Source organism: Thermogemmatispora sp. (genome assembly GCF_042408735.1).
Taxonomy (GTDB): Bacteria; Chloroflexota; Ktedonobacteria; order Ktedonobacterales; family Ktedonobacteraceae; genus Thermogemmatispora.
Map to the genome: position 1 here is coordinate 36,308 of NZ_JBHOQV010000208.1, position 18,713 is coordinate 55,020.

Sequence of the window (18,713 nt, forward strand, 5' to 3'; positions counted from 1 at the left end):
GCAGTGACCTGCGAAAAGAGCAATGGCCGTCTGTGGATGAGAGCTTTCAGGCCCCGGCGGAGGAGCTATGCGTGAGCGCAATCGCTACATCGATAGAGTGATCGGTCACTATCGGATCATAGCCGGCCTCGGTAACCGACCAGCGAGCAGCGCCTACCTGGCTCAGCACCTGACCACTCCCGGCCACATGGCGGTGATCAAGTTTTTCCACCCGCCTTTTCCCCGCAACCGCGAGCAGTATTTCCGCGAAGTACGCCTGCTGAGGATGCTGCGGCATCCGCATCTGCTTCCTCCGCTCGAGAGCGGTCTCGACCAGGACGAGGTCTACCTGATGAGCGAATACGCGCTGCGCGGCTCGCTGCGCCAGCGGCTGGCCCATCAGGGAAAGATTCCATTGAGCCTGGCGGAGGCCGGTCCTTTGCTGCAGCAGGTTGCCGATGCCCTGGCTTATGCCCACCATTTCAACGTGATGCACGGCAACCTGAAGCCCGAAAATATCCTTTTCAACCTCAAGGGGGAGCTATGGCTCAACGATTTCAGTTGGGCCACGGCGACCGATGGTGAGCCGGAGCAGCGCCCCGGCAGTTGGCCCTATATGGCCCCCGAGCAGTTCGAAGGGATCACCACCCGCGCCAGCGACCAATACTCCCTGGCCTGCATCGCCTATGAGCTGCTGACCGGGCGTCCCCCCTTCAGCGGCACCGATTTCGCGACTCTGGCCCGCCAGCACGCCCACGAGCATCCTGTGGCCCCGACCCAGCTCAACCTCCTACTGCCACGGCGCGTGGACGAGGCGCTCTTGCAAGCCCTGGCCAAAGACAGCGAGCGGCGCTTCGCCGACATCAAGGAATTCATAACGGCTCTCCTTCCTGCCGCAGGCTCCACTCCAGCCGCTACCCTACCTGGGGCGAGCGAGGGGCGCCTCCTCGCAGCCTGGCGACCGAAGCCGCTCCCCAGCGAGTTCTCGCCGGCGAGCGGCGAGCAGCTCCGCCCCAGCGAGGCAGGTCGTGGCCTCGAGAGCGGCAGTTCCGGCACCCCTGACGCTGGCGAGGGAAGCAGCACCAGCCAGGCCGGCCTCTTTCAGGAGTCGGCTGGCGCTTTCAGCAGCGGCCCGGCGACCGAAGAGAAAAGCCAGATCTACGAGCAAGAAACCATACCGTACCCGGCGCTGTCCCTCTCAGGTCAGCCACAGCCCTCAGAGAGCAGTCAGAGCGAGGCAGCCCACTCTGCCAGGAACAAGCAAGAGGAATCGCTCTCCCTCAGCTCGCCGGCGGCCTTCGCCTCTACAGCGGCGGCCAGCGACGCCAGCAGCCTGGCGGAGAGCAATCCTCCGGCCCTCCTCCAGCCCGTCGGGCCTGGCACAGCCTCCGGTTTGGAGCCGGCGGAAGTGCCGCCTCAGCCTCAGCCAGGCAGCCAGGCAGAGCGAGGGGAGGCCTCTGGCCTGCCACTTCTTCCCTGGAACGAGCAGCCCACCCTGGTCAGCGAGAGCATCAGGCCCGCCTTCGGCAGCGTAGCGACCCTGACCGGCGCTGGCGCTGGGGCCGATGCAGGTTCAGGGTCTCGGGGTAGTCGAGGCGTCAGCTACCAGCGCGAGGCCAGGCAAGGGCGCTGGCTCCTCTTCGCCGCGGTCAGCATCGCCGTCATTTTGAGCCTGCTCGTCATCATGCTCCTGCCGCTGCTCTCCGCCGGTCTCTGGCGTCATACCGCCCAACTGACTCCCAGCGTAGCGACGAGCACTGTCATCGTGACAGTCACGCCCTCGCCCTCACCTACGCCCAGCCCAACCCCCTCGCCCTCGCCCACTCCCACGCCGTCGCCTTCGCCCTCACCTACGCCCAGTCCCACTCCCTCGCCCTCGCCCACCCCCTCACCGACACCCACACCTCCACTGCTGGCTGTCAGTCCAGCCCACCTCAACGGATCGGACAACTGCAACCATGACGGCTTCACCTTCCGCTGTCAGGTAACGCTCTCGCTCTCCTCCTCGGCCAGCGACACCACCCAGTGGTCGGCCAGCAGCTCTAACGTGCGCGCCTTCTTTTCGCCGCAGCAGGGCTGGCTAGAGCCAGGCAGCCAGCAGCAGGTCATCATCTACATCTACGCCTCCTGCCCCCGCACCGGCCAACTGCTCTTCCGCACCCAAGACGGCACATCCGCCAGCGTCACCTGGACTTGCTAGCGAATCCCCCCATGGCATCGGCGCAGCGATCGCCTTACTGATAGCGCAAGGCTTCGATCGGCGTCACTCTCCCCGCCTGCCAGGCCGGCAAGAGCGCCGCCAGCAACGAAGCAGCAAGCGCGATACCAACAATCAGAGCAAGCTGACCCCAGGGGACCACAAAGACCAGGCCGGTCTGATAGCGCTCAAAGAAGTTGGCGGCGAAGAGATTACGCGCCAGCAGCAGGCCCAACGCCAGACCGATCAGGCTCCCAAGCACCGCCACCAGTACGGATTCCCCCAGGAAGGCCCCCCTGATCAGAGCACGGCTGCAGCCCAAGGCGCGCAGCATCCCAATCTGCTGACGCCGTTCGATGACAGCACGCGTACCGGTAATGGCCAGAGCCGCTACCCCCAGCAGCAGCGCCAGCCCCACAATGCCGATCATCAGATCGCTGAGGAGAATGCGCGGTCCCCGCACCTCCCAGATAGCATCTTCCAGGACTGTCGTCTCGAGGCCCTCGTCGAGAAAGGCCGACCCCAGCCGAAGAGCCAGCGCCCGCTTGTCCTGGCCGGGAGCCACCTTAAAGTAGTAAGCCTGGACCTCGGGATTGTTGGCGTCGACCGCGATCGAGCCATAGAGGCGCTGCGAGATGTAGAGGCCAAAATGATCGCCGTTGCTGTTATCGACCACACCAATGATGGTCACCTTAGCGACCGAGGCATTGAGCAGGGCGGAGAGATCGTCGCCCCCTGGCGAGCGCGTCACCCAGAGACTTTGTGGCGTGAAGCTGGTCTCTCCCAGCGAGACCCCGCTGAGGGAGAAGGTATAGTAGGGATCCAGACCGGGTGGCGTTAGCGGCACCCCGGCCTCGCTGGCTGACGGGGCCGAGGGATCGTAGACACCAGGCGCGCTGCGGGCCCCCAGGCTGGCCTCCAGGGCACTGCTATCGATCAGAGCGTAGTTCGGATGCTCTTGCAAAGCCTGCCAGACGGCGGCATCGCTCTTGAAGCCGCGCGCACGCGCTACCAGATGCAGACCATACCCCTGCAGAAAGCCTCCGCTGATGACCTGAGCTGGATACAGCCGCCAGGCCGGTTGAGGAGCCGTCGGCTGGATTACCCCCACCAGCGTCGTGGTGCGCACCCCAATGGCCGAGAAAGCCCCCGGATCGATTCCGCGCCTCGCCAGCATGCTGCGCAATTGCTCATCGGGGTCCTGTCTTCCCTTCCCCTGCGTCGAGAGCAAGGGACGGAAGTACGGAACGGCCTGAATATCATAGCCGCCCGTCTGCAGATTAATGTCGGCATAACTGTGCTGCATGGCCGCCGTGATGACCGTCATCACTGTCAAGGCGAAAACCACAAGACTGAACATCATCACGCTCAGCCCCATGCGAAAGCGATAGTGCAGCGGATAGGAGGCTATCAGGCGCGCCAAAAGATAGGGACGTGGACGCAGATGCGAGAGCGCGAGCAACGGTTTGACAAGCAGCTCAGCGTTTGAGATGAACGCCCAGACTACCCCCAAAGTCATCATGAAGCCGGCCAGGAAGAAGACCTCGATGCTGGAGCGGAAACGCACCAGGCCAAGCGAGGCAAAGAGATCAAAAGGGACCGCCCAGTAGGCACAGATCGCCAGGCCCGCTATGGCCGGGACCAGCCGCTCACAAAGGCGACGCACTCGCGGCCTCTGCCCGGTCGGACAGAGGGCGACCACGCTGGCTTTGAGAAGCAGACAGCCACCAATAATCAAGAGCGAGAGGCCCAGGGAGAAAGGAGCTACCAGACGCTCTCTCAGGCCATAAGAGAGCAGCCAGAGACCCACCAGGAGGGGAAGCAGGCCGACAAGGACCAAGGCCCGCCCCCCTTCAATGAGCAGCTCGCTGAGATAGCTAAGCAGGCGGCGACTGCGCTGCCGCAGGGCTTTCCCTACCAGGAGCAGCAGCTCTCGCAGCTCCGCCAACCGGCGCGGGCGCCTCTCCGGCTCCGGCAGATTGCGCAGGGCTTCCACCACGGTCATGCGACTCACCAGCCAGGCGGAGACCGTCACAGCGCAGAAAGTGAAAATGGTCCCAAGGCAGTAGGCAATCAGCAGGCTGCGCGGCTGAAAGGTGAGCCTGAGAGGAAAATCGAAGCGCTCCAGAACCGGCCCAAGGAGAAGAACCAGCAGAGCGCCAATGGCCACACCCAGCGCCAGGCCGATAAAGGAGGCCAGCAAATCGTAGACCGCTCCCTCAAAGAGGAAGGTCAGGACCAGATGACGCCTCAGCACCCCAACGGCTCGCGCCATCCCCATCTCGACCCGCCGCTCCGCCGCCAGCAGGACAAAGATGAGGAAGATGAGCAGCATCCCTATGGCTATGATGAAAAGGGCGAACAGAGCAAAGATGCGCGAGAAAATATCTTGCGCCTTCTCTGAGTTGAGAATAGCCAGCTTCTTGACCTCAATGACGTGGACATTGCGCGGAATCAGTCGCTCGAGCTTCTCTTCAACGCGGTCAGAGATGGCGATGCTCTCGGGGCCATCGCTGCCACGGTTGGCGACAAAGATCTGCGTGATACCGTCGCTGCGCCCCTCGATCCAGCGAAACAACTCTACCTGGCTAACTATGAATGGAGTATCGCCGATCATGCCGCTGCTCTCGGCAATGGCCCGCACATGGACCTCATAGCGTCGTCCGGGCCAGCGCTGCGAGTAGAGATAGAGGCGGTCGCCGGCATGAGCGTTCAGTAGCTGCGCCAGCGTACGATTGAGATAGACCTCGTTGCGGGCGAGCGAGGAGAGATGCAGATGGCCCTTACCGTCCTCCGCCACGATCCCCCCAAAACCGTCCTCGCTGCCCGGCAGCGCCGCCAGAGCGGTCACGCCCGAGCGCACCTGACGCGAAGTCTGGTCAGCCACCAGCAGATCATGCTCCATAATGGCTGCCCCCAGGGCAGCGATATCGGGGTCGCCACGCACCTGCTCACGCAGTCGATAATAGATCGCCTCGTCGAAGAAGCCCAGATCGCCAGAGCCACCTTCGATTGTCTCATCGACATTGCCCACATTGTAGGTGGCAACGCTGCGCACAGCGCCCGTCACCACGTCGCCGGTCGCCAGGGCGCTAGAGAGCAGGGTGGTCGAGAGCATGAGCGCAAAGATGATCAGGACCATCTGTGTGCGCCGCCGCGGGATGTTGCGTATTCCGATCTTAAAAAAAAGCCGATTGCTCAGCGCCAGTCCCATGACCAGCGCCACAATCGCCAGGGTCAGGATCAGCAGGCTCGTGCTAAGCGTATCAAGCGAGATGCCAAAGAGTTCTGTCATGCCACTCTCTTGCAAACTGACTGAGCTTGTCCGCTACCTCCTGTATGGGCCGCTCCGTCCCGCGGCAGCTCGGATCTATTGACAGGCAGGATGGATCTCTCTTTCATGACTCCCGAGGCTATTGACCTGCCCGGCGCAGCGCCTGGTAAAAGAGATCGGCCAGCGCTATATAGCCGATGACACTCGGATGGAGTCCATCGCTGCTGACGTACTCAGGATGACGAGCCAGGTTGTAGCCCTGCTGCGATAGATCAACCAGAATAAGATGGTGCTTCCTCACGCTCTCGGCAATGGCAGCGTTATATAGCCGGATCTGATCGCTCAGCCACTGCTGATCGTAATAGTGAAAGTGAGGAAGCAACGTCAAATCGGGCACATTGGCAATGGCAATTCTAGCCTGCGGCACCCCGGCCTGAAGGCGCGTAAGGAGCAGATCCAGATCGCGCGCGTAGGCCGTCACTGGCACATGGTCGGCCAGATCGTTGACCGCCAGCCAGATGGTCACAATGTCGGGATGAACGTCGAGCGCAATCGGCAGCTCCAGATTCAGGGCCTGGTGGAGATGGATGCCGGGAATGCCGAGATTGACCAGGTGGACGGAGGGGCCCAGCTTATGAGCGAGATCAATGGGCCAGTTATCGGCGTAGGGATCAGCGGTGCCAAAGCCAAAGGAATCGGAGGCCCCAATGGCCACATAGACAAGACCTCTATGAGAGGCTCCCAGCTCATCGGCAGCGACAGGTCCTTCATCCGCCGTTGCGCAGGCGCTGAGCAGCCAGAGACCACAGAGGAGCACGATGGTCAGCAGCCAGGGGCCGCCTTTGACCAGAGATGTTCGGCCCGACCAGGACGCGGACCGCGTGTCGCTTCCCGGCCAGAGCCACTTGCGGCTATCCTTGCCTTGTCGGCTGCCACGCTCAGATTCGCGCAGGCCAGCCAGGACGCTCCAGACCTTCGCTTTCTTCCTCATGCACAGGCAAGCCTGAGTTTCGCTCTACTCCGCTGAACAGTTACCTCTCCAGATCGATTATATCATCCTTTTAAATATCATACTATATCAATGCGTAGCACTCACCATCCGCGTCGTCTCCTCGAGCAGGACAAAGGTACTGGACGCGAAGAAGGCAAGGGCCAGCCGAAGAGAGAAGGAGACAGGCCAAGGATGCCAGCCCACGGAGGCCGGGAGAGGTAGCGCTGAGGCGACTTCACGGGCTGCCCTCCCCGACCAATCCAGGGCCAATAGAGACACTGGCCCGCGCGGGCTGAGGCCGCTGGCTCCTCCGTCCATGACAGACGAGGGGAGCGGCCAGCGGAGCGGGCCAGTGCCGCTAGGAGGTCTTGCGACCTTCGGCCTGAGCAAAGGCAGCCTCGGTTTTGGCTGCCATAATAAAATCATTCTGATGCAGCCCACCCACCGCGTGGGTCCAGAAAGCAACCGTCACCTTCCCCCACTCCGTCACGAGCTGCGGATGATGATCCTGCTCCTCCGCCAGCGCACCAACCGCATTGGTAAAAGCCAGAGCGTGAGCGAAGTTATCGAAATGGAAAGTCTTTTCGATGCGCTTGATCCCATCCACCTCGATCGCGCGCCAGCCTGGGAGCTGAGAGAGCAAGTTGGCGATTTCCGCCTCTGTCAAAGCCGGCTCACCGCCGCGGCAGGGCACACAGCGCATTTGGGCCAATTCCTGCATAGGTACCTCCTGTTTCCCCGCGAGAGGAACCTGACAAACAAGGCCAACAAGCAAGCAAACTGCGCAGGGTCGCGCCGTTCAAGCAAGCAAAAGATGCAGCCTGCCCGAGTTACCGGCTCGGTCCTGCTCTAGAAGAGTATAGCCGAGAGAGTCCAGCCCTGCCATCTCCAAAACAAACAAAAAGGGGAGCGCGCGGGCACCCTGGTCCTGCCTGGTCTAGCGAACCGGCAAGCCGACCTTGGCCTCGGCCTGCAAGCCCATGCCAGGGATCATGACAGGGGTTTGCCCGACACGCTCCCCTACCATTCCCGACCACCCACACCCTCCCGATGGCATCGCGCCAGAGACTCGAAAAGAGCAGCCCATTGGAGGCACAGGCCAGCAATCGCTCAGCGCTCACCCGTCCCCAGGGGATCGCCCAGCATCCGCCGGGCCAGCGCCAGACTATCAACCTCGTAGGCGCCCGCAGCCACACGTACTCTCAAAAGTGCCACACGTTCCGCGCGTTCCTGCTCGATGCAGGCAGCCAGCTCCGGCCCAGAGATCTCCATCCCATCGAGGGCAGGAGGCGGCTCCTTGAGTGCCTCACGTTCATCTGGCCTGCTCTGAGCAGAAGAGGAACGTCGCCGGCGCCGCAGAGCAGGCTGCAGATAGCGTTCCTCATCGTGAGCGCCCAGCCAGGGCTGCCAGCCCGGTCCCTGTCCCTGTAGAGACGTGGGCGTGGGCTGCCAGCTCTCTCCCGAGGCGCTCGCCCGAGCCGCGCCGGCGCTCGAGCGAGCCACTTCCCTGTCGTCCGACTGTCTGCGCGCGCCAGTCACCCGCCGAATGCGCATGATGATCGGGACTCCTCTCTTTCTTTCAGCCATCCATCCTTCCTTCACCGCCCCACCAGCGACAGCCGGGGAGCGCCTGCCACAGGCAGCGGTGACGAACGGAACCTTTCTTTCTCCCCACGGGGGCCTATGCCACCTTTCAGTGTAGGGACCGGCCCCCATCGCAGGTAAGAGGTATTAGTCGCTAAATCGAGAGACCAGAAGTCCCTAATTGCAGCCGAGGGCACCAGCCTGTATCCTATATCACCGCTCTCCAGGCTAGCTCACTGGCCCCAGCTACCACCAGCTCCCGCTACTGGCAATAGGAAGGCAAAGCGCTGCTGAAGACTTCTGGGTGCAGGAGCTGGGCCAGACACTGCAGGCCATCGACCAGGCGCGGTCCGGGGCGCTGCATCAAATCGGTATTGAGATGATAAACATGGTGAAGCTTGACCGCCGCGATCTGGCCCCAGTTGGAGCGGCGATAGACGAGCTGCGGATCACCCCCGTAACGCGGGTCCTCCGTGAGGATAATATACTGGGGATTGGCACGGATCACGGCCTCATCGGTAACCTGTGGATAGCCGCCATTGCTGGTATTGTTGTGGAAGACATTGATGGCATTGGCATCCTGGAGCAGCTCATCACCAAAGGTTCCCCCGCCAAAGACGTAGGGCTTGCCTGGCGTGCTATCGTCCGCCTCCAGCATCACCGTCGGCGGGGTTGTCCCTTTAACGGCCTGACGGACCTGAGCAATGCGCTGCTCTAGCTGCCTGACCAGCGCCTGCGCTGTGCTCTCGGTAAAGGTCAGGCGACCCACCGTCTGAATCTCAGCCAGCATGAGAGCAATGGTATTATCGGGCAGATCAACAACGTGCAGACCCAGGCGCGTCAGCTGAGCATCGTACTTCTCAGTGAGACCGCCGGAACTGAGCACGAGATCGGGATGCAAGGCCACAATCCGCTCTACGTTGTAGTTGCCGTTGGCATCGGAGATCCGTGGCAGGCGGGTTAGCTGGGCCGGATAGTCCGTATAGTAGTCAACAGCCACCACACGGCTCTCCAGGTGAAGCGCGGCCAAAATCTCGCTGATGCTCGGCACCAAAGAAATAAGACGCTGCGGAGCCGTCTTCGGGAAGACCACCGGCGTGCCATAGATATCGCGCACTACCGTTGGCGTGGGGCTTGGCTGCGCCGCTCCGCCGCCAGCCTGGCCCTGTCCACAGGCAGCCAGCAACAGGAGGCTCAGTACGAACAAACAAGGAAAGAGTCGTCTGGAGATGACAAGGATGCGCATGAAGCTCACTCCTCCCCAGCAAAAGATAACCGTCCATTGTCACCTCGCGTAGAGGGGGCGCAACCACAACACAGAAGGACCGGAGAAGCGTGGGTCAGCTCGGCTCGGTGGTTGATCGTACGCCTGCTCCTTTGACGCGAAGGAACATGGTCCCACAGGCATCAGGCAGGTCTCCTGGCTTCTGGCTCAAGCGCACCTCGACGCGCCTTCCCATTCCCTCCAGCGGCTCTGCAGGGTTCCCACAGATGCTCGCGCATCAGAAACAGTGGCTTGCTCGCTTACTTGCTCGCACCCGTCCGCAGCGGAGAACGGACGGGGCATCGAGGTGCTCGCCAGTCACAGTAGCGCGACTGCGCCGGATTCTCACCGGCTTCCCTATTCTGCCGGAAATGCTCGCCAGCCTTTCCGGCCACCTGATGCGTCGCACATTTCACTACTAGCAAAGGAAGTATAGGTTCACTGCTAGCAGAAGAAGTATATGCAAGAGGTTGCCTGGCTGTCAACCCGGAGCGGTTGCCGTTCCGGGACCGGAGCAGCCAGCCGGCGCGGCGGAGAGCGCGCTAGCAGGGAACTACCCCGGTTCCCAGGCGGGAGGCCACCAGCTCCCGCAGGCGTACGGCGTTGCGCAGGGCATACCCCTGGCTATCGTTATTGAAATAGACATAGCACTGGCGTCCCGCCGCGGCTTCCCTGAGCAGCCACTCGGCCCAGAAAGACAGCTCTGCCTCGCTAAAGCAGGGGCCTTGCTGACCAGCATGGAAGCGTAGATAGCGAAAGGCTGCCGTCGCTGGCAGCTCCACAGGCGTGGAGAGCGTCCCACCGACAGCCATTACCAGAGCGCAGCCATGCTCTGCCAACAGAGCGCCCAGGCGTTCCCCCTCGGCCCCCTGCAGCCAGGAGGGGTCACGAAACTCAAAAGCCACCTCCAGCCCGGGCGGCAGCCCATGGAGAAAGGTCGCCAAACGCTCCAGGTCGCTCCGCCAGTGGGGCGGAAGCTGATACAGGAGCGGGCCAAGGCGTTGACCCAGGCCACGCACCGCCTCTAGCAAGCGCGCCTGCGGCTCAGCCACATCGCGCAGCTTCTTCATATGCGTCAGATAGCGACTGGCCTTGACAGCGAAGCGGAAACGCGGATGAAAGGCCACTTGCTCGGCCCAAAGCTGAAACTGGGCACGCGAAGGCAAACGATAGAAGCTTCTATTAATCTCCACTGTCGCAAAATGGCGCGCATAATAGGGCAGATACTCCTGTGGCGGCAGATCGGATGGATAAAAGCGACCAACCCAGTGCCGATAAATCCAACCGGAAGTACCAATCCAGATCGTCATCGCTCGCTCTCCGCCAGCCAGTAGGCTATGGGGAGGTCTCCGGCTGGCCCTGCAAGACCTGCCGGGCGCCAGGGCAGAGCAGCAAACCAACAACCAGCAGTCCGGCAGCTACTCACTGGGGTCTGCCCACCTCAGCCCAGTAGCTGCTCCATCCACACCCCTCCCTCGTAGCGACCTAATCCGGATCCCGATTATCCATAGTATTCCACAAGGCCAGAAAGCGGACAAGCCTGCTCCGGAGCGAGAGAAAAGAGAAGTTGAGCGAAGGAGAGGCAAGCTGACAGCCACGACGGGCCGGGCCGGCAGAGCGACCAGGGGTCAGGCGGCGGGCAGCGTCCTAGGCGCTCACCTGGAGCACCTCAACCACAATCACGCTCACATTATCATCGCCGCCCCCGTCGAGGGCGGCCTGAATCAAACACTGACAGATCGTCTCTGGACCGCTATTGAGGCCCAGCAGATGCTCGATTTGAGGATCACGCACCATTTCCCACAAGCCATCGGAGCACAAGAGCAGCTTATCGCCTCTCAGCAGCGGCACCGCGAAGACATCAACCTCGACCACCGCCCGGTCCCCCAGGCAGCGATAGATCTGATTGCGCTGCGGATGATGATAGACGTCCTCCTGAGAAATCGACCCTGCGTTCAGCAGGCGAGCCACCACCGAATGATCCTGGGTCACCTGGGTCAGGCCCCTGGCGGGACGATAGAGATACGTGCGACTATCGCCAACATTCAGCACGTAGGCGGTTCGATCGAGCAGGAGGGCCGCCGTCACCGTCGTGCCCATATCGGCCTTCTCGGCGCGATTGCGCTGATAGAGCTTCAGGTTAGCGTGCTGGAGAGCATCGACCAGGATGCCGGTCAGGAAGGACTCGTCGTTCTCTACCGAATTTGTCAAGGCAGGCAGCGTCAGCTCACAGAAGGTTTCTACCACCAGGCGGCTCGCCTCGCGCCCATTGGAATGGCCTCCCATTCCATCGGCCACCACACAGAGACCAAAGGTCTGGCCGGTATGCGTCCGCCGCTGCTGAATAGCGGCCAGATTGTCCTCATTCGGCTTATGCCTGCGTTTCAGGCCAGGATCAGTGGCCGCCCCCATACGAATAACCAGCGCACCTCGGGATGAGAGGCCCGCCAGCGTCTCTGTCCGGCGCTCTCTGCCACCCTCGGCGACCGACGTCTGAGAGAAGGGCTGAGGCGTCTCAAGACTCTGAGCCTGCACTTCAGAGGGAAAAGCGAGCTGCTTCTCGACAGGGGAAGCCATAAGAGCGGAGAAAATAGCTGGCGTCGAAAGAGGGAGATTGGTCTGAGTAGGGAAATCGGCCCACAGCGACCGCCGCTGCTCAGGAGAGGGAGGAAGGCCCGAGGCGAGCGGGGGAGAAGGAGCAGCGCCAGGTACGGATGAGTCCAGCGATCGAGCGGCCGAGTCGGGAGCGCTGGCCCGGGAGGAGCCTGGCGCCATCGAGGAGGTCGCCAGGGGACGCGAACGCACCCGCGACCTGCCACCAGGACGGTAGTCCTCCACAGCTCGCTGCGCCTGCGCCTCAGCCTCGCGCAGCTCCTGCAGTTCCTGCCTGGGCAGCCGGCGCTCTTGCCATTCACGCCAGCAGGCTCGCCAGAGGCGCCAGCCAATGACCAGGACTCCCACCCAGGCGGCAGCCAGGAGGAGGAGAAAGATCACCAGTCCCAACAAAGGAAGAAGAAGGGCAGGCCCGCGGACCTCCCACAGCGCCGGAAGCTGCCGGAGCGTTTGCCAAAGCAGCAGCCAGGCCTGGGGAAGGAAAGTACCTGAAATCCAGACCAGGAGACCCAGCGCCGCGAGCCATCCCAGCAGCCGCACGGGCAGCGGAACCTGACGAACCCCGTAGCCGATGTTGAATTGCCCCAGCATCGCTTCGCTATCCTCTCTTTACCAGGCCGTGCCGGGCACTCACAATCAGCTCAGCATCGTGCGTTTTCTGCAATTCTTGCCAACAATATTAAGTATACTCACCACTTCGCACAGTGTGCAGCATGACCATCCAAAATTCCTGGTACAGGCGCCCGCAAAAGTGACAGAGCCGCTCCGTAGGCTCGCTGCTCCCGCTGCGCTGCTCTCCCAGGACCTCCCATGAGAGTTAAACAGGGACTTGACAAACTCACAAGAAGTGAAGTATCCTAGTGGTGACAAATGGCAGAGAAGCCATCAACCAAGAGGGAGAGGTCGCATAGAGGCCTAGTGCGGCGGTTTGCTAAACCGCTAGGGATCAAAAGTCCCTCGTGGGTTCGAATCCCACCCTCTCCGCCAGGCCAGCGATCGCTGGCCTGTGTACAGGGGTGTAGCTCAATCGGTAGAGCAGCGGTCTCCAAAGTGCGCCCCTGTGGTGCTTCTGTTCTTGTTGCGGCAGCGCAACATCACTGAAGCGGATGTGATTAAAGCACGACCTCACCTGGCTCCCGAAAGGGAGCGGGGACAACAGCATGGTCGAAAAGTCCGGCGGCTCCCTCCGCTAACCACGGCAGGCGGGAAAGCAGCCCCGGGCAGCTAGGCCGGGCATGGTGAAGGCTGGATTGCTTGAACCTCAGTCGCCCGCCTCCCTGGATTGCCAGTCGTAATTTGGAGGGCTGGCAACCGCTTCTCCAGCGAGGCTCTCGTCGGGTGCAAGACCCTCCGGCGAGTGTGGCGGCGAACGGGGCACCTAAACCCGGAGCGGAGCAGAAGCGCAACTGGGGGATCGCCTAAACACCGCAAGGTGCATGGCGACGGAGCATCCATAGTACTCAAAGGCTCAGGGTAACGCCTGAGACACGGGGAAGGGATGCAGGAGGTCCACCCCAAAAGGGGCACGTGGCGCCAGGGTCAGCTCACCCGGCCCAGTGCAGACCTCTGGAGAGCCGGATGCATCGAAAGGTGCACGTCCGGTTCGGGGAGACATCGCCAGCGGCCCGCCCAACAAGTGCGCGGCGCGGGTTGCGGTCGAGCAGCTCCACACCGCAGGTTGCGGGTTCAAGTCCTGCCGCCCCTGCCTGTAGATAAAGAGGCCGGTGCTTCATCGTCACAAAGCACCGGCCTCTTTATCTACCTGACCCTCTTCCCACCTATCCCAGGTCCTACCTCCCCCCTCCAGCAGACGCTGCTCGCCTGCTCTCAGGCGAAGCCAGAGCCTGATGCATTGCCCCATCTCCAGCCAGTATGGTATCATAGGCAACAGAGCAACATGCCAGACGGCAAAGAAAGGCAGCAGGAAGGGCAGCGCGCAAGCCAGGCCAAGCCAGGCCGTAGCAGACCAGGTCAAGGCAGGAGCAGCCCTGAGGCATGCTGGGGAAAGAGATCTGCTTTCCCCTGAGCACCAGGCGCTCACCACGCTCTGACACGCTGCGCCTGACCGGACTGGCCTCCTGTCTGTCCGCCAGGCATACCTACCCTGGTCCCGCTGGCAGGCACAGCGGTCGGTCGCTCAAGCAAGAGAGATAGACAATGGCCGCTTCAGCATCGTGAAGGGATGTTCGTGTGAGCAACGCAGAGAAACGTCAACGGATTGCCGTTTACCCGGGCAGCTTTGACCCGCTCACGCACGGCCACCTGGATATCGCGCGGCGCGGCGCCCGCCTTTTCGATACGCTGATCGTGGCAGTCTATGCTGTTCCCGATAAGAACCTGCTCTTCTCCGTCGATGAGCGGGTGCAGCTCTGGGAGGAGGTCATCGCCGCCGAGGGCCTCACCAATGTCCGCGTGGAGAAATTCTACGGTCTCGTTGTGGAGTTTGTGCGCTCGGTGGGCGGCTCAGTCATCGTCAAGGGCCTGCGCTCGCCCAACGACTTTGAGGCCGAGTTTCAGCAAGGGCTGATGAACCGCAAATTGGCCCCAGAAATTGAAACTGTCTGCCTGTTGACGAACTTGCAGCATCTATTTGTCAGCTCCTCTCTGCTCAAGGAGGTGGCTCGCCTCGGAGGGAACGTCAGCGACATGTTGCCTCCAGCGGTCATCAAGGCCCTGCAGCGCAAGTTTGGCCAGAGCGAGACCTGAGCCACCAGGATCATCGTTCGCCTGCCTCCCAACTTCAGCCAGGCTGGTCGGGCGCGAAGCTGGCCAGCCACCCAGGCACAGGCACAAAGCAGGCTGCCCCGCCTCTGTCTGGGCCAGCCGGCCCAGCCCAATCGAATCGGCGAGGACGAGACCACAAACAGGGCAGAGGCCACAAACAGGGCAGCGGAGGACAGAGGACAGTGACAGGCTCCCCGACCGCGCGGGGGTCAGGGGAGAGAAAGGCCGGTCAGCCTGGGCAGGCAGGTAACTGGATAGGACAGATGGCGGCGAACTGGCCCGCAGGCCGTCAAAGGAGCGGGGCCAAACCAAAGGGACCAGGGATCCGTCCCGCCCCACGAGCGAGCCGAGCCGGCCAGCCCAGGGGCCTGATACCTGTCTGCCCGCTCATCAGCGGCCCCAGCAATCAGCCGCCAGAGAGCATGAGGAAGAGGAAGGGTCAGTGTGGATATACTCTATTTGATAGATCGCCTGGAAAACCTGATCGCCAGCAGCCGCAGGATGCCCCTTGTCAACCAGATCATGGTCAGGGAGGCCGAGATCCTGACGATCCTCGATCAAATGCGTGCCGCGATCCCAGAAGAGGTCAAGCAGGCCCGACGCCTCCTGCAGGAGAAGGAGCGCATCCTGGCCCAGGCCCAGGCGGAGGCCGCCAGCATTCTGGCCAAGGCGCGTGAGGAGTCTGAGCGAGTCATGGATCGCGAGGGACTCCTGCGGCAGGCCGAGGAGCGCTCTCAAGAGTTGGTACGCCTGGCAGAAGAGCAGGCCCAACAGCTCAAGAGCGAAGCCAACATCTATGTCGCAGAAACCTTACGCTCCCTGCATGAGCACCTGACGGCCATCGAAACAGAGATCAGTCGCACCATTTTGAGCATCGAAAAGGGACTGGAGAGCCTGGAAGCCTCGCCCTATCTCGAGGAGAGCGAGGGTCAGGTCGCTGAGGAGGTACCCGAGGAGGACTACGCCCTCTACGCCGATGAGGAAGAGGCGGAGGATGCCCTCCCCCCCCATCCTTCCCCCCGCCGCTCTTCCCTGGCCGCCGATACGATGGGCGGCCCAATGCCCGGACACCCCGGCCAGCCACCTCGCCGCTCCGAGCCAAGGGCTTGACACACCTTCTCAGAGTCACCTATAATGAACCAGCGTACGTGAGAAGCTGAGTATCTTCCAGACTTGCGCCATCGACAGACAGCCTGACCTGTTCAGCACTATTTGTAGCCCTTCTCCCGTTCAGTCGTCTACTTTGGGGCAAAAAGTGAGGTTCCGTTTCTTATGCAGTACAACGTGGCGCAACTGCTGAAGGCGTCCATCGGCACCGCCTTCCAGGCAGATATTCACGAAGAAGATGTTCAGCTGGATAGCGATCTCAAGATACTCGGCGCTATCAACGGCCACGTCCGCATGCGACGCACCGACTACGGGTTGCTGGTCGATGGCTGGGTGGATCTTACCCTCCCGCTGGTTTGTGACCGCTGCTTGAAGCCCTTCGAGCAGCCCATGCATATTACCTTCGAGGAGCTGTTCTATCCTACCATCGATGTCACCAGCGGAGTGCCTCTTCCCCCACCCCTGGGTGAGGATGAGGGCTTCCCTATCGACGAGCATCACCATCTCGACCTGAGCGAAGCCGTGCGCCAGCACCTGCTGCTGGCGCTGCCAATGCGCGCGCTTTGCCGCGAGGATTGCCCGGGTCTCTGCCCGCAGTGCGGTCACGATCTCAGTTTAGGCCCCTGCCAGTGCCAGCCGGAGATCGATCCGCGCTGGAGCGCACTGGCTGAGCTGCTGCAGGACCGTTTGCCGTCGCAAGCTTGACGTGCTCGCTGGCGCTGGTCATCCAGTCCGTTCTCGCCAGCTAGCCCGATTAGGAGATAGAGGAGGAGCCTTGTTCTATGGGCGCATTACCAAAACAGCGAGTTTCCCATGCGCGTAAAGGCGAGAGACGCGCGCATTTTCATTTGAAGCTGCCTAAGCTGGTGCTCTGCCCACAGTGCCGCTCGCCACGCCTGGCACACCACGCCTGTCCGAAGTGCGGCACCTACCGTGGTCGTCAGATCTTCTGGCCCAAGGAGCGGAAGCGCTAGAGGCTCGCAGCCCCTGCCCTGCAGGTAGCAGATAGGCACCGCACTGCCAGAAGAAACGAGCACCTTGAGACGATAACTGACAAACGAACGAGAAGAGGAGAGAGCGTGAGGACAGGTCCGCGGGCGGGCGAGGTCAGGCCAGACAGGCGGTGCATACTTCGCTCGTGCCGCGCTTGCCCTTCGCGTACACTGTGACTTTATGGCAACATCACCACAAGGAATAGCTTTCCTCTTTCCCGGACAGGGCAGTCAGACGGTAGGCATGGGAGCCGATGTCTACGAACAGTCGCCGGCGGCGCGCCAGGTTTTCGAGCGAGCCGATCAGGCTCTGGGAATGGCGCTGAGCACCCTCTGCTTTCAGGGACCGGAAGAGCAGCTCCGCGAAACGATCAATGCCCAACCCGCGATTGTCACTGTCAGCCTCGCCCTGTTGGCCGCTCTGCAGGAGCGGCTTGCTCCCCGCTCTAGCTGGTCGTCACCGTTGACCCCCACTTTCACCGCCGGCCACAGCGTCGGCGAGTACGCGGCCCTGGTCGCCTCCGGCGCGCTTGATCTGGAAGACGCCGTCCGTCTGGTTCGAGAGCGGGGACGCCTGATGCACCAGGAAGGGAGGGCCTGCCCGGGCGGTATGGCGGCGATCATCGGCCTGGACGAGGCAACGCTTCAGGAGATCTGCCAGCAAGCCAGTCAGGAGGCCCAACAGGAAGAAGGGCAGGCGGAGAACCGGCACCCCGGTTGGGGGAAGGTGAGCGTGGCCAATCTGAATGCCCCTGGTCAGATCGTCATCTCCGGTGAGCAGCGGGCCCTCGCTCTGGCAATGGAGCGAGCCAAGGCCCGTGGCGCAAAGCGAGTCATCCCGCTGGCTGTCAGCGGCGCCTTCCATTCGCCGGTCATGGAGCCTGCCGCCGCCGGTCTGGCCGAGGCGCTGGCGACAACGCCCCTGCGAGACGCCACCATTCCCATTATCAGCAATATCGAGGCCCGTCCGCTGAGCGAGGCCCAGGCCCTGCGTCAGGAGCTGGCCCAGCAGATCGTTGCCCCCGTCCAATGGATTCGCAGCGTCGAGTATCTGGCCGCCGCCGGCATCACCGTCTACCTGGAGATCGGCCCGGGTGCGGTCCTGACTGGCCTGGTCAAGCGCATCGTTCGTCAGGCCACTACCCTGACGGTCAGCAACGCCCAGGAGCTAGACAAAGCGGTCACTACCCTGCGCGAGCAGGGTCTGCTCCAGCTCTGATGCGCTATAATAAACAAGGGTTCCTGCCCGCAGGAGCCAGACAGCGAGCCGCCGAGGTTCCAGAAAGGCCCTCCGGCGCGGCCAGCGTCCCAGCAGCCTGCTGCAGAAGAGTAGAAGGGGAGCAAGAGATATGACGACCAACGAGCCTCCAGGCGTGGTGCGCGTCGCCCGCCAGGTTTTGACAACCATCGTCTCGAACGCCGCCCTGGGGGTAGATGGCGTTGTGCGCCTGGCCCACGGAAGCGAGCGCTGGCCGGCCTTTGCCGGTCGGGAGGTCCCCCGTCAGGGCGTGGCGCTGACGGTCAAAGACAACACCGTCAGCGTCGACCTCTATCTGGTCCTGGCCTCCGGCGTCAATGTCGTCGAGGTCGCGACCGCCGTGCAGGAAGAGGTAGCCGCCGCGCTGGAACACATGGTTGGGATGCAGGTGCGCGAGATCAATGTCTACATCCAGGATGTGGCTTAGGTCCGCCCGGACAGCGTTCTGGAAAGAGGCAGGAGGACAAGATAGCAGGGTGATCGATCGCGCAGCCCGATCAGTCAGTCAGTCAGTCAGGCAAGCAGGCAGGCAGACAGACAGACACAGGAAGGAGTAGGACTAGGAGTTGTTGTTGTGTTGTTGTCGCTAGGTAGGTAGGTAGGTCGAAAGGTAGAGAGAAGATGTGGAGCGTACGATGGCGTCTTCGACAAAGGCTGGCTTCCTGCTCGCGCGCAAGTGCAGACGGTCGGGCGAGGCCAGTGAGCTAGACCAGCGATTGGGTGAAAGACA

14 protein-coding genes, 1 tRNA gene and 1 riboswitch are annotated in these 18,713 nt (G+C 62.2%); of the genes, 8 read left to right on the forward strand and 7 right to left on the reverse strand.

Annotated elements, in window-relative coordinates; all coding sequences use genetic code 11:
- Positions 1-67 precede the first annotated feature (67 nt).
- Positions 68-2,179 (forward strand): serine/threonine protein kinase, encoded by a 2,112-nt coding sequence (locus tag ACFMO7_RS21995; protein ID WP_376797629.1) that lies wholly within the window; start codon positions 68-70, stop codon positions 2,177-2,179.
- A gap of 34 nt (positions 2,180-2,213) precedes the next feature.
- Here the strand turns inward: ACFMO7_RS21995 and ACFMO7_RS22000 are convergent, their stop codons facing one another.
- The 7 genes from ACFMO7_RS22000 to ACFMO7_RS22030 form a co-directional block, all read right to left on the reverse strand.
- A complete protein-coding gene (locus ACFMO7_RS22000) occupies positions 2,214-5,471 on the reverse strand; it encodes an FtsX-like permease family protein (protein ID WP_376797630.1) in 3,258 nt (1,085 codons plus the stop codon).
- A gap of 118 nt (positions 5,472-5,589) precedes the next feature.
- Complete coding sequence (locus ACFMO7_RS22005) at positions 5,590-6,441, reverse strand: SGNH/GDSL hydrolase family protein (RefSeq protein WP_376797631.1); 852 nt, start codon at positions 6,439-6,441, stop codon at positions 5,590-5,592.
- A 358-nt stretch (positions 6,442-6,799) separates the two neighbouring features.
- Positions 6,800-7,162: a 4a-hydroxytetrahydrobiopterin dehydratase gene (locus tag ACFMO7_RS22010; protein WP_376797632.1), complete on the reverse strand. Its 363-nt coding sequence runs from the start codon at positions 7,160-7,162 to the stop codon at positions 6,800-6,802.
- Between the two features lie 389 nt (positions 7,163-7,551).
- Positions 7,552-8,028 carry a flagellar biosynthesis anti-sigma factor FlgM gene (locus ACFMO7_RS22015; protein ID WP_376797633.1) on the reverse strand — a complete coding sequence of 159 codons (477 nt, stop codon included), beginning with the start codon at positions 8,026-8,028 and terminating at the stop codon, positions 7,552-7,554.
- Between the two features lie 259 nt (positions 8,029-8,287).
- Positions 8,288-9,271: an ABC transporter substrate-binding protein gene (locus ACFMO7_RS22020; RefSeq protein ID WP_376797634.1), complete on the reverse strand. Its 984-nt coding sequence runs from the start codon at positions 9,269-9,271 to the stop codon at positions 8,288-8,290.
- Positions 9,272-9,417: 146 nt separating this feature from the next.
- Positions 9,418-9,703, reverse strand: a riboswitch (cobalamin riboswitch).
- 128 nt (positions 9,704-9,831) lie between these two features.
- On the reverse strand, positions 9,832-10,599 hold the full coding sequence (locus ACFMO7_RS22025) for a DUF72 domain-containing protein (protein ID WP_376797635.1): 768 nt from the start codon (positions 10,597-10,599) through the stop codon (positions 9,832-9,834).
- 337 nt (positions 10,600-10,936) lie between these two features.
- Positions 10,937-12,493: a protein phosphatase 2C domain-containing protein gene (locus ACFMO7_RS22030; protein ID WP_376797636.1), complete on the reverse strand. Its 1,557-nt coding sequence runs from the start codon at positions 12,491-12,493 to the stop codon at positions 10,937-10,939.
- A 305-nt stretch (positions 12,494-12,798) separates the two neighbouring features.
- On the opposite strand from ACFMO7_RS22030, the gene ACFMO7_RS22035 reads away from it, so the two are divergent.
- From ACFMO7_RS22035 to ACFMO7_RS22065, 7 genes are all read left to right on the forward strand, one after another.
- A tRNA-Ser gene (locus ACFMO7_RS22035) sits at positions 12,799-12,889 on the forward strand.
- 1,203 nt (positions 12,890-14,092) lie between these two features.
- Positions 14,093-14,608, forward strand: a complete 516-nt coding sequence (coaD, locus tag ACFMO7_RS22040; RefSeq protein WP_376797637.1) for a pantetheine-phosphate adenylyltransferase — start codon at positions 14,093-14,095, stop codon at positions 14,606-14,608.
- Between the two features lie 462 nt (positions 14,609-15,070).
- Positions 15,071-15,736, forward strand: a complete 666-nt coding sequence (locus ACFMO7_RS22045) for a hypothetical protein (protein WP_376797638.1) — start codon at positions 15,071-15,073, stop codon at positions 15,734-15,736.
- Between the two features lie 162 nt (positions 15,737-15,898).
- On the forward strand, positions 15,899-16,438 hold the full coding sequence (locus tag ACFMO7_RS22050) for a DUF177 domain-containing protein (RefSeq protein ID WP_376797639.1): 540 nt from the start codon (positions 15,899-15,901) through the stop codon (positions 16,436-16,438).
- A 77-nt stretch (positions 16,439-16,515) separates the two neighbouring features.
- On the forward strand, positions 16,516-16,707 hold the full coding sequence (gene rpmF / locus ACFMO7_RS22055) for a 50S ribosomal protein L32 (protein WP_376797640.1): 192 nt from the start codon (positions 16,516-16,518) through the stop codon (positions 16,705-16,707).
- Positions 16,708-16,906: 199 nt separating this feature from the next.
- The gene (fabD, locus tag ACFMO7_RS22060; RefSeq protein WP_376797641.1) at positions 16,907-17,944 is read left to right on the forward strand and encodes an ACP S-malonyltransferase; all 1,038 of its coding nucleotides are present in this window, start codon (positions 16,907-16,909) and stop codon (positions 17,942-17,944) included.
- A gap of 130 nt (positions 17,945-18,074) precedes the next feature.
- A complete protein-coding gene (locus ACFMO7_RS22065) occupies positions 18,075-18,410 on the forward strand; it encodes an Asp23/Gls24 family envelope stress response protein (protein WP_376797642.1) in 336 nt (111 codons plus the stop codon).
- Positions 18,411-18,713: the final 303 nt, after the last annotated feature.

Excerpts from the sequence above, each read along its gene's own strand:
- ACFMO7_RS22000 (WP_376797630.1), bottom strand. The coding sequence starts at position 5,471 with ATGACAGAACTCTTTGGCATCTCGCTTGATACGCTTAGCACGAGCCTG.
- ACFMO7_RS21995 (WP_376797629.1), top strand. The coding sequence starts at position 68 with ATGCGTGAGCGCAATCGCTACATCGATAGAGTGATCGGTCACTATCGG.
- ACFMO7_RS22005 (WP_376797631.1), bottom strand. The coding sequence starts at position 6,441 with ATGAGGAAGAAAGCGAAGGTCTGGAGCGTCCTGGCTGGCCTGCGCGAA.
- fabD (WP_376797641.1), top strand. The coding sequence starts at position 16,907 with ATGGCAACATCACCACAAGGAATAGCTTTCCTCTTTCCCGGACAGGGC.
- ACFMO7_RS22030 (WP_376797636.1), bottom strand. The coding sequence starts at position 12,493 with ATGCTGGGGCAATTCAACATCGGCTACGGGGTTCGTCAGGTTCCGCTG.
- ACFMO7_RS22025 (WP_376797635.1), bottom strand. The coding sequence starts at position 10,599 with ATGACGATCTGGATTGGTACTTCCGGTTGGATTTATCGGCACTGGGTT.
- ACFMO7_RS22010 (WP_376797632.1), bottom strand. The coding sequence starts at position 7,162 with ATGCAGGAATTGGCCCAAATGCGCTGTGTGCCCTGCCGCGGCGGTGAG.
- ACFMO7_RS22020 (WP_376797634.1), bottom strand. The coding sequence starts at position 9,271 with ATGCGCATCCTTGTCATCTCCAGACGACTCTTTCCTTGTTTGTTCGTA.
- ACFMO7_RS22065 (WP_376797642.1), top strand. The coding sequence starts at position 18,075 with ATGACGACCAACGAGCCTCCAGGCGTGGTGCGCGTCGCCCGCCAGGTT.
- ACFMO7_RS22015 (WP_376797633.1), bottom strand. The coding sequence starts at position 8,028 with ATGGCTGAAAGAAAGAGAGGAGTCCCGATCATCATGCGCATTCGGCGG.
- ACFMO7_RS22050 (WP_376797639.1), top strand. The coding sequence starts at position 15,899 with ATGCAGTACAACGTGGCGCAACTGCTGAAGGCGTCCATCGGCACCGCC.
- rpmF (WP_376797640.1), top strand. The coding sequence starts at position 16,516 with ATGGGCGCATTACCAAAACAGCGAGTTTCCCATGCGCGTAAAGGCGAG.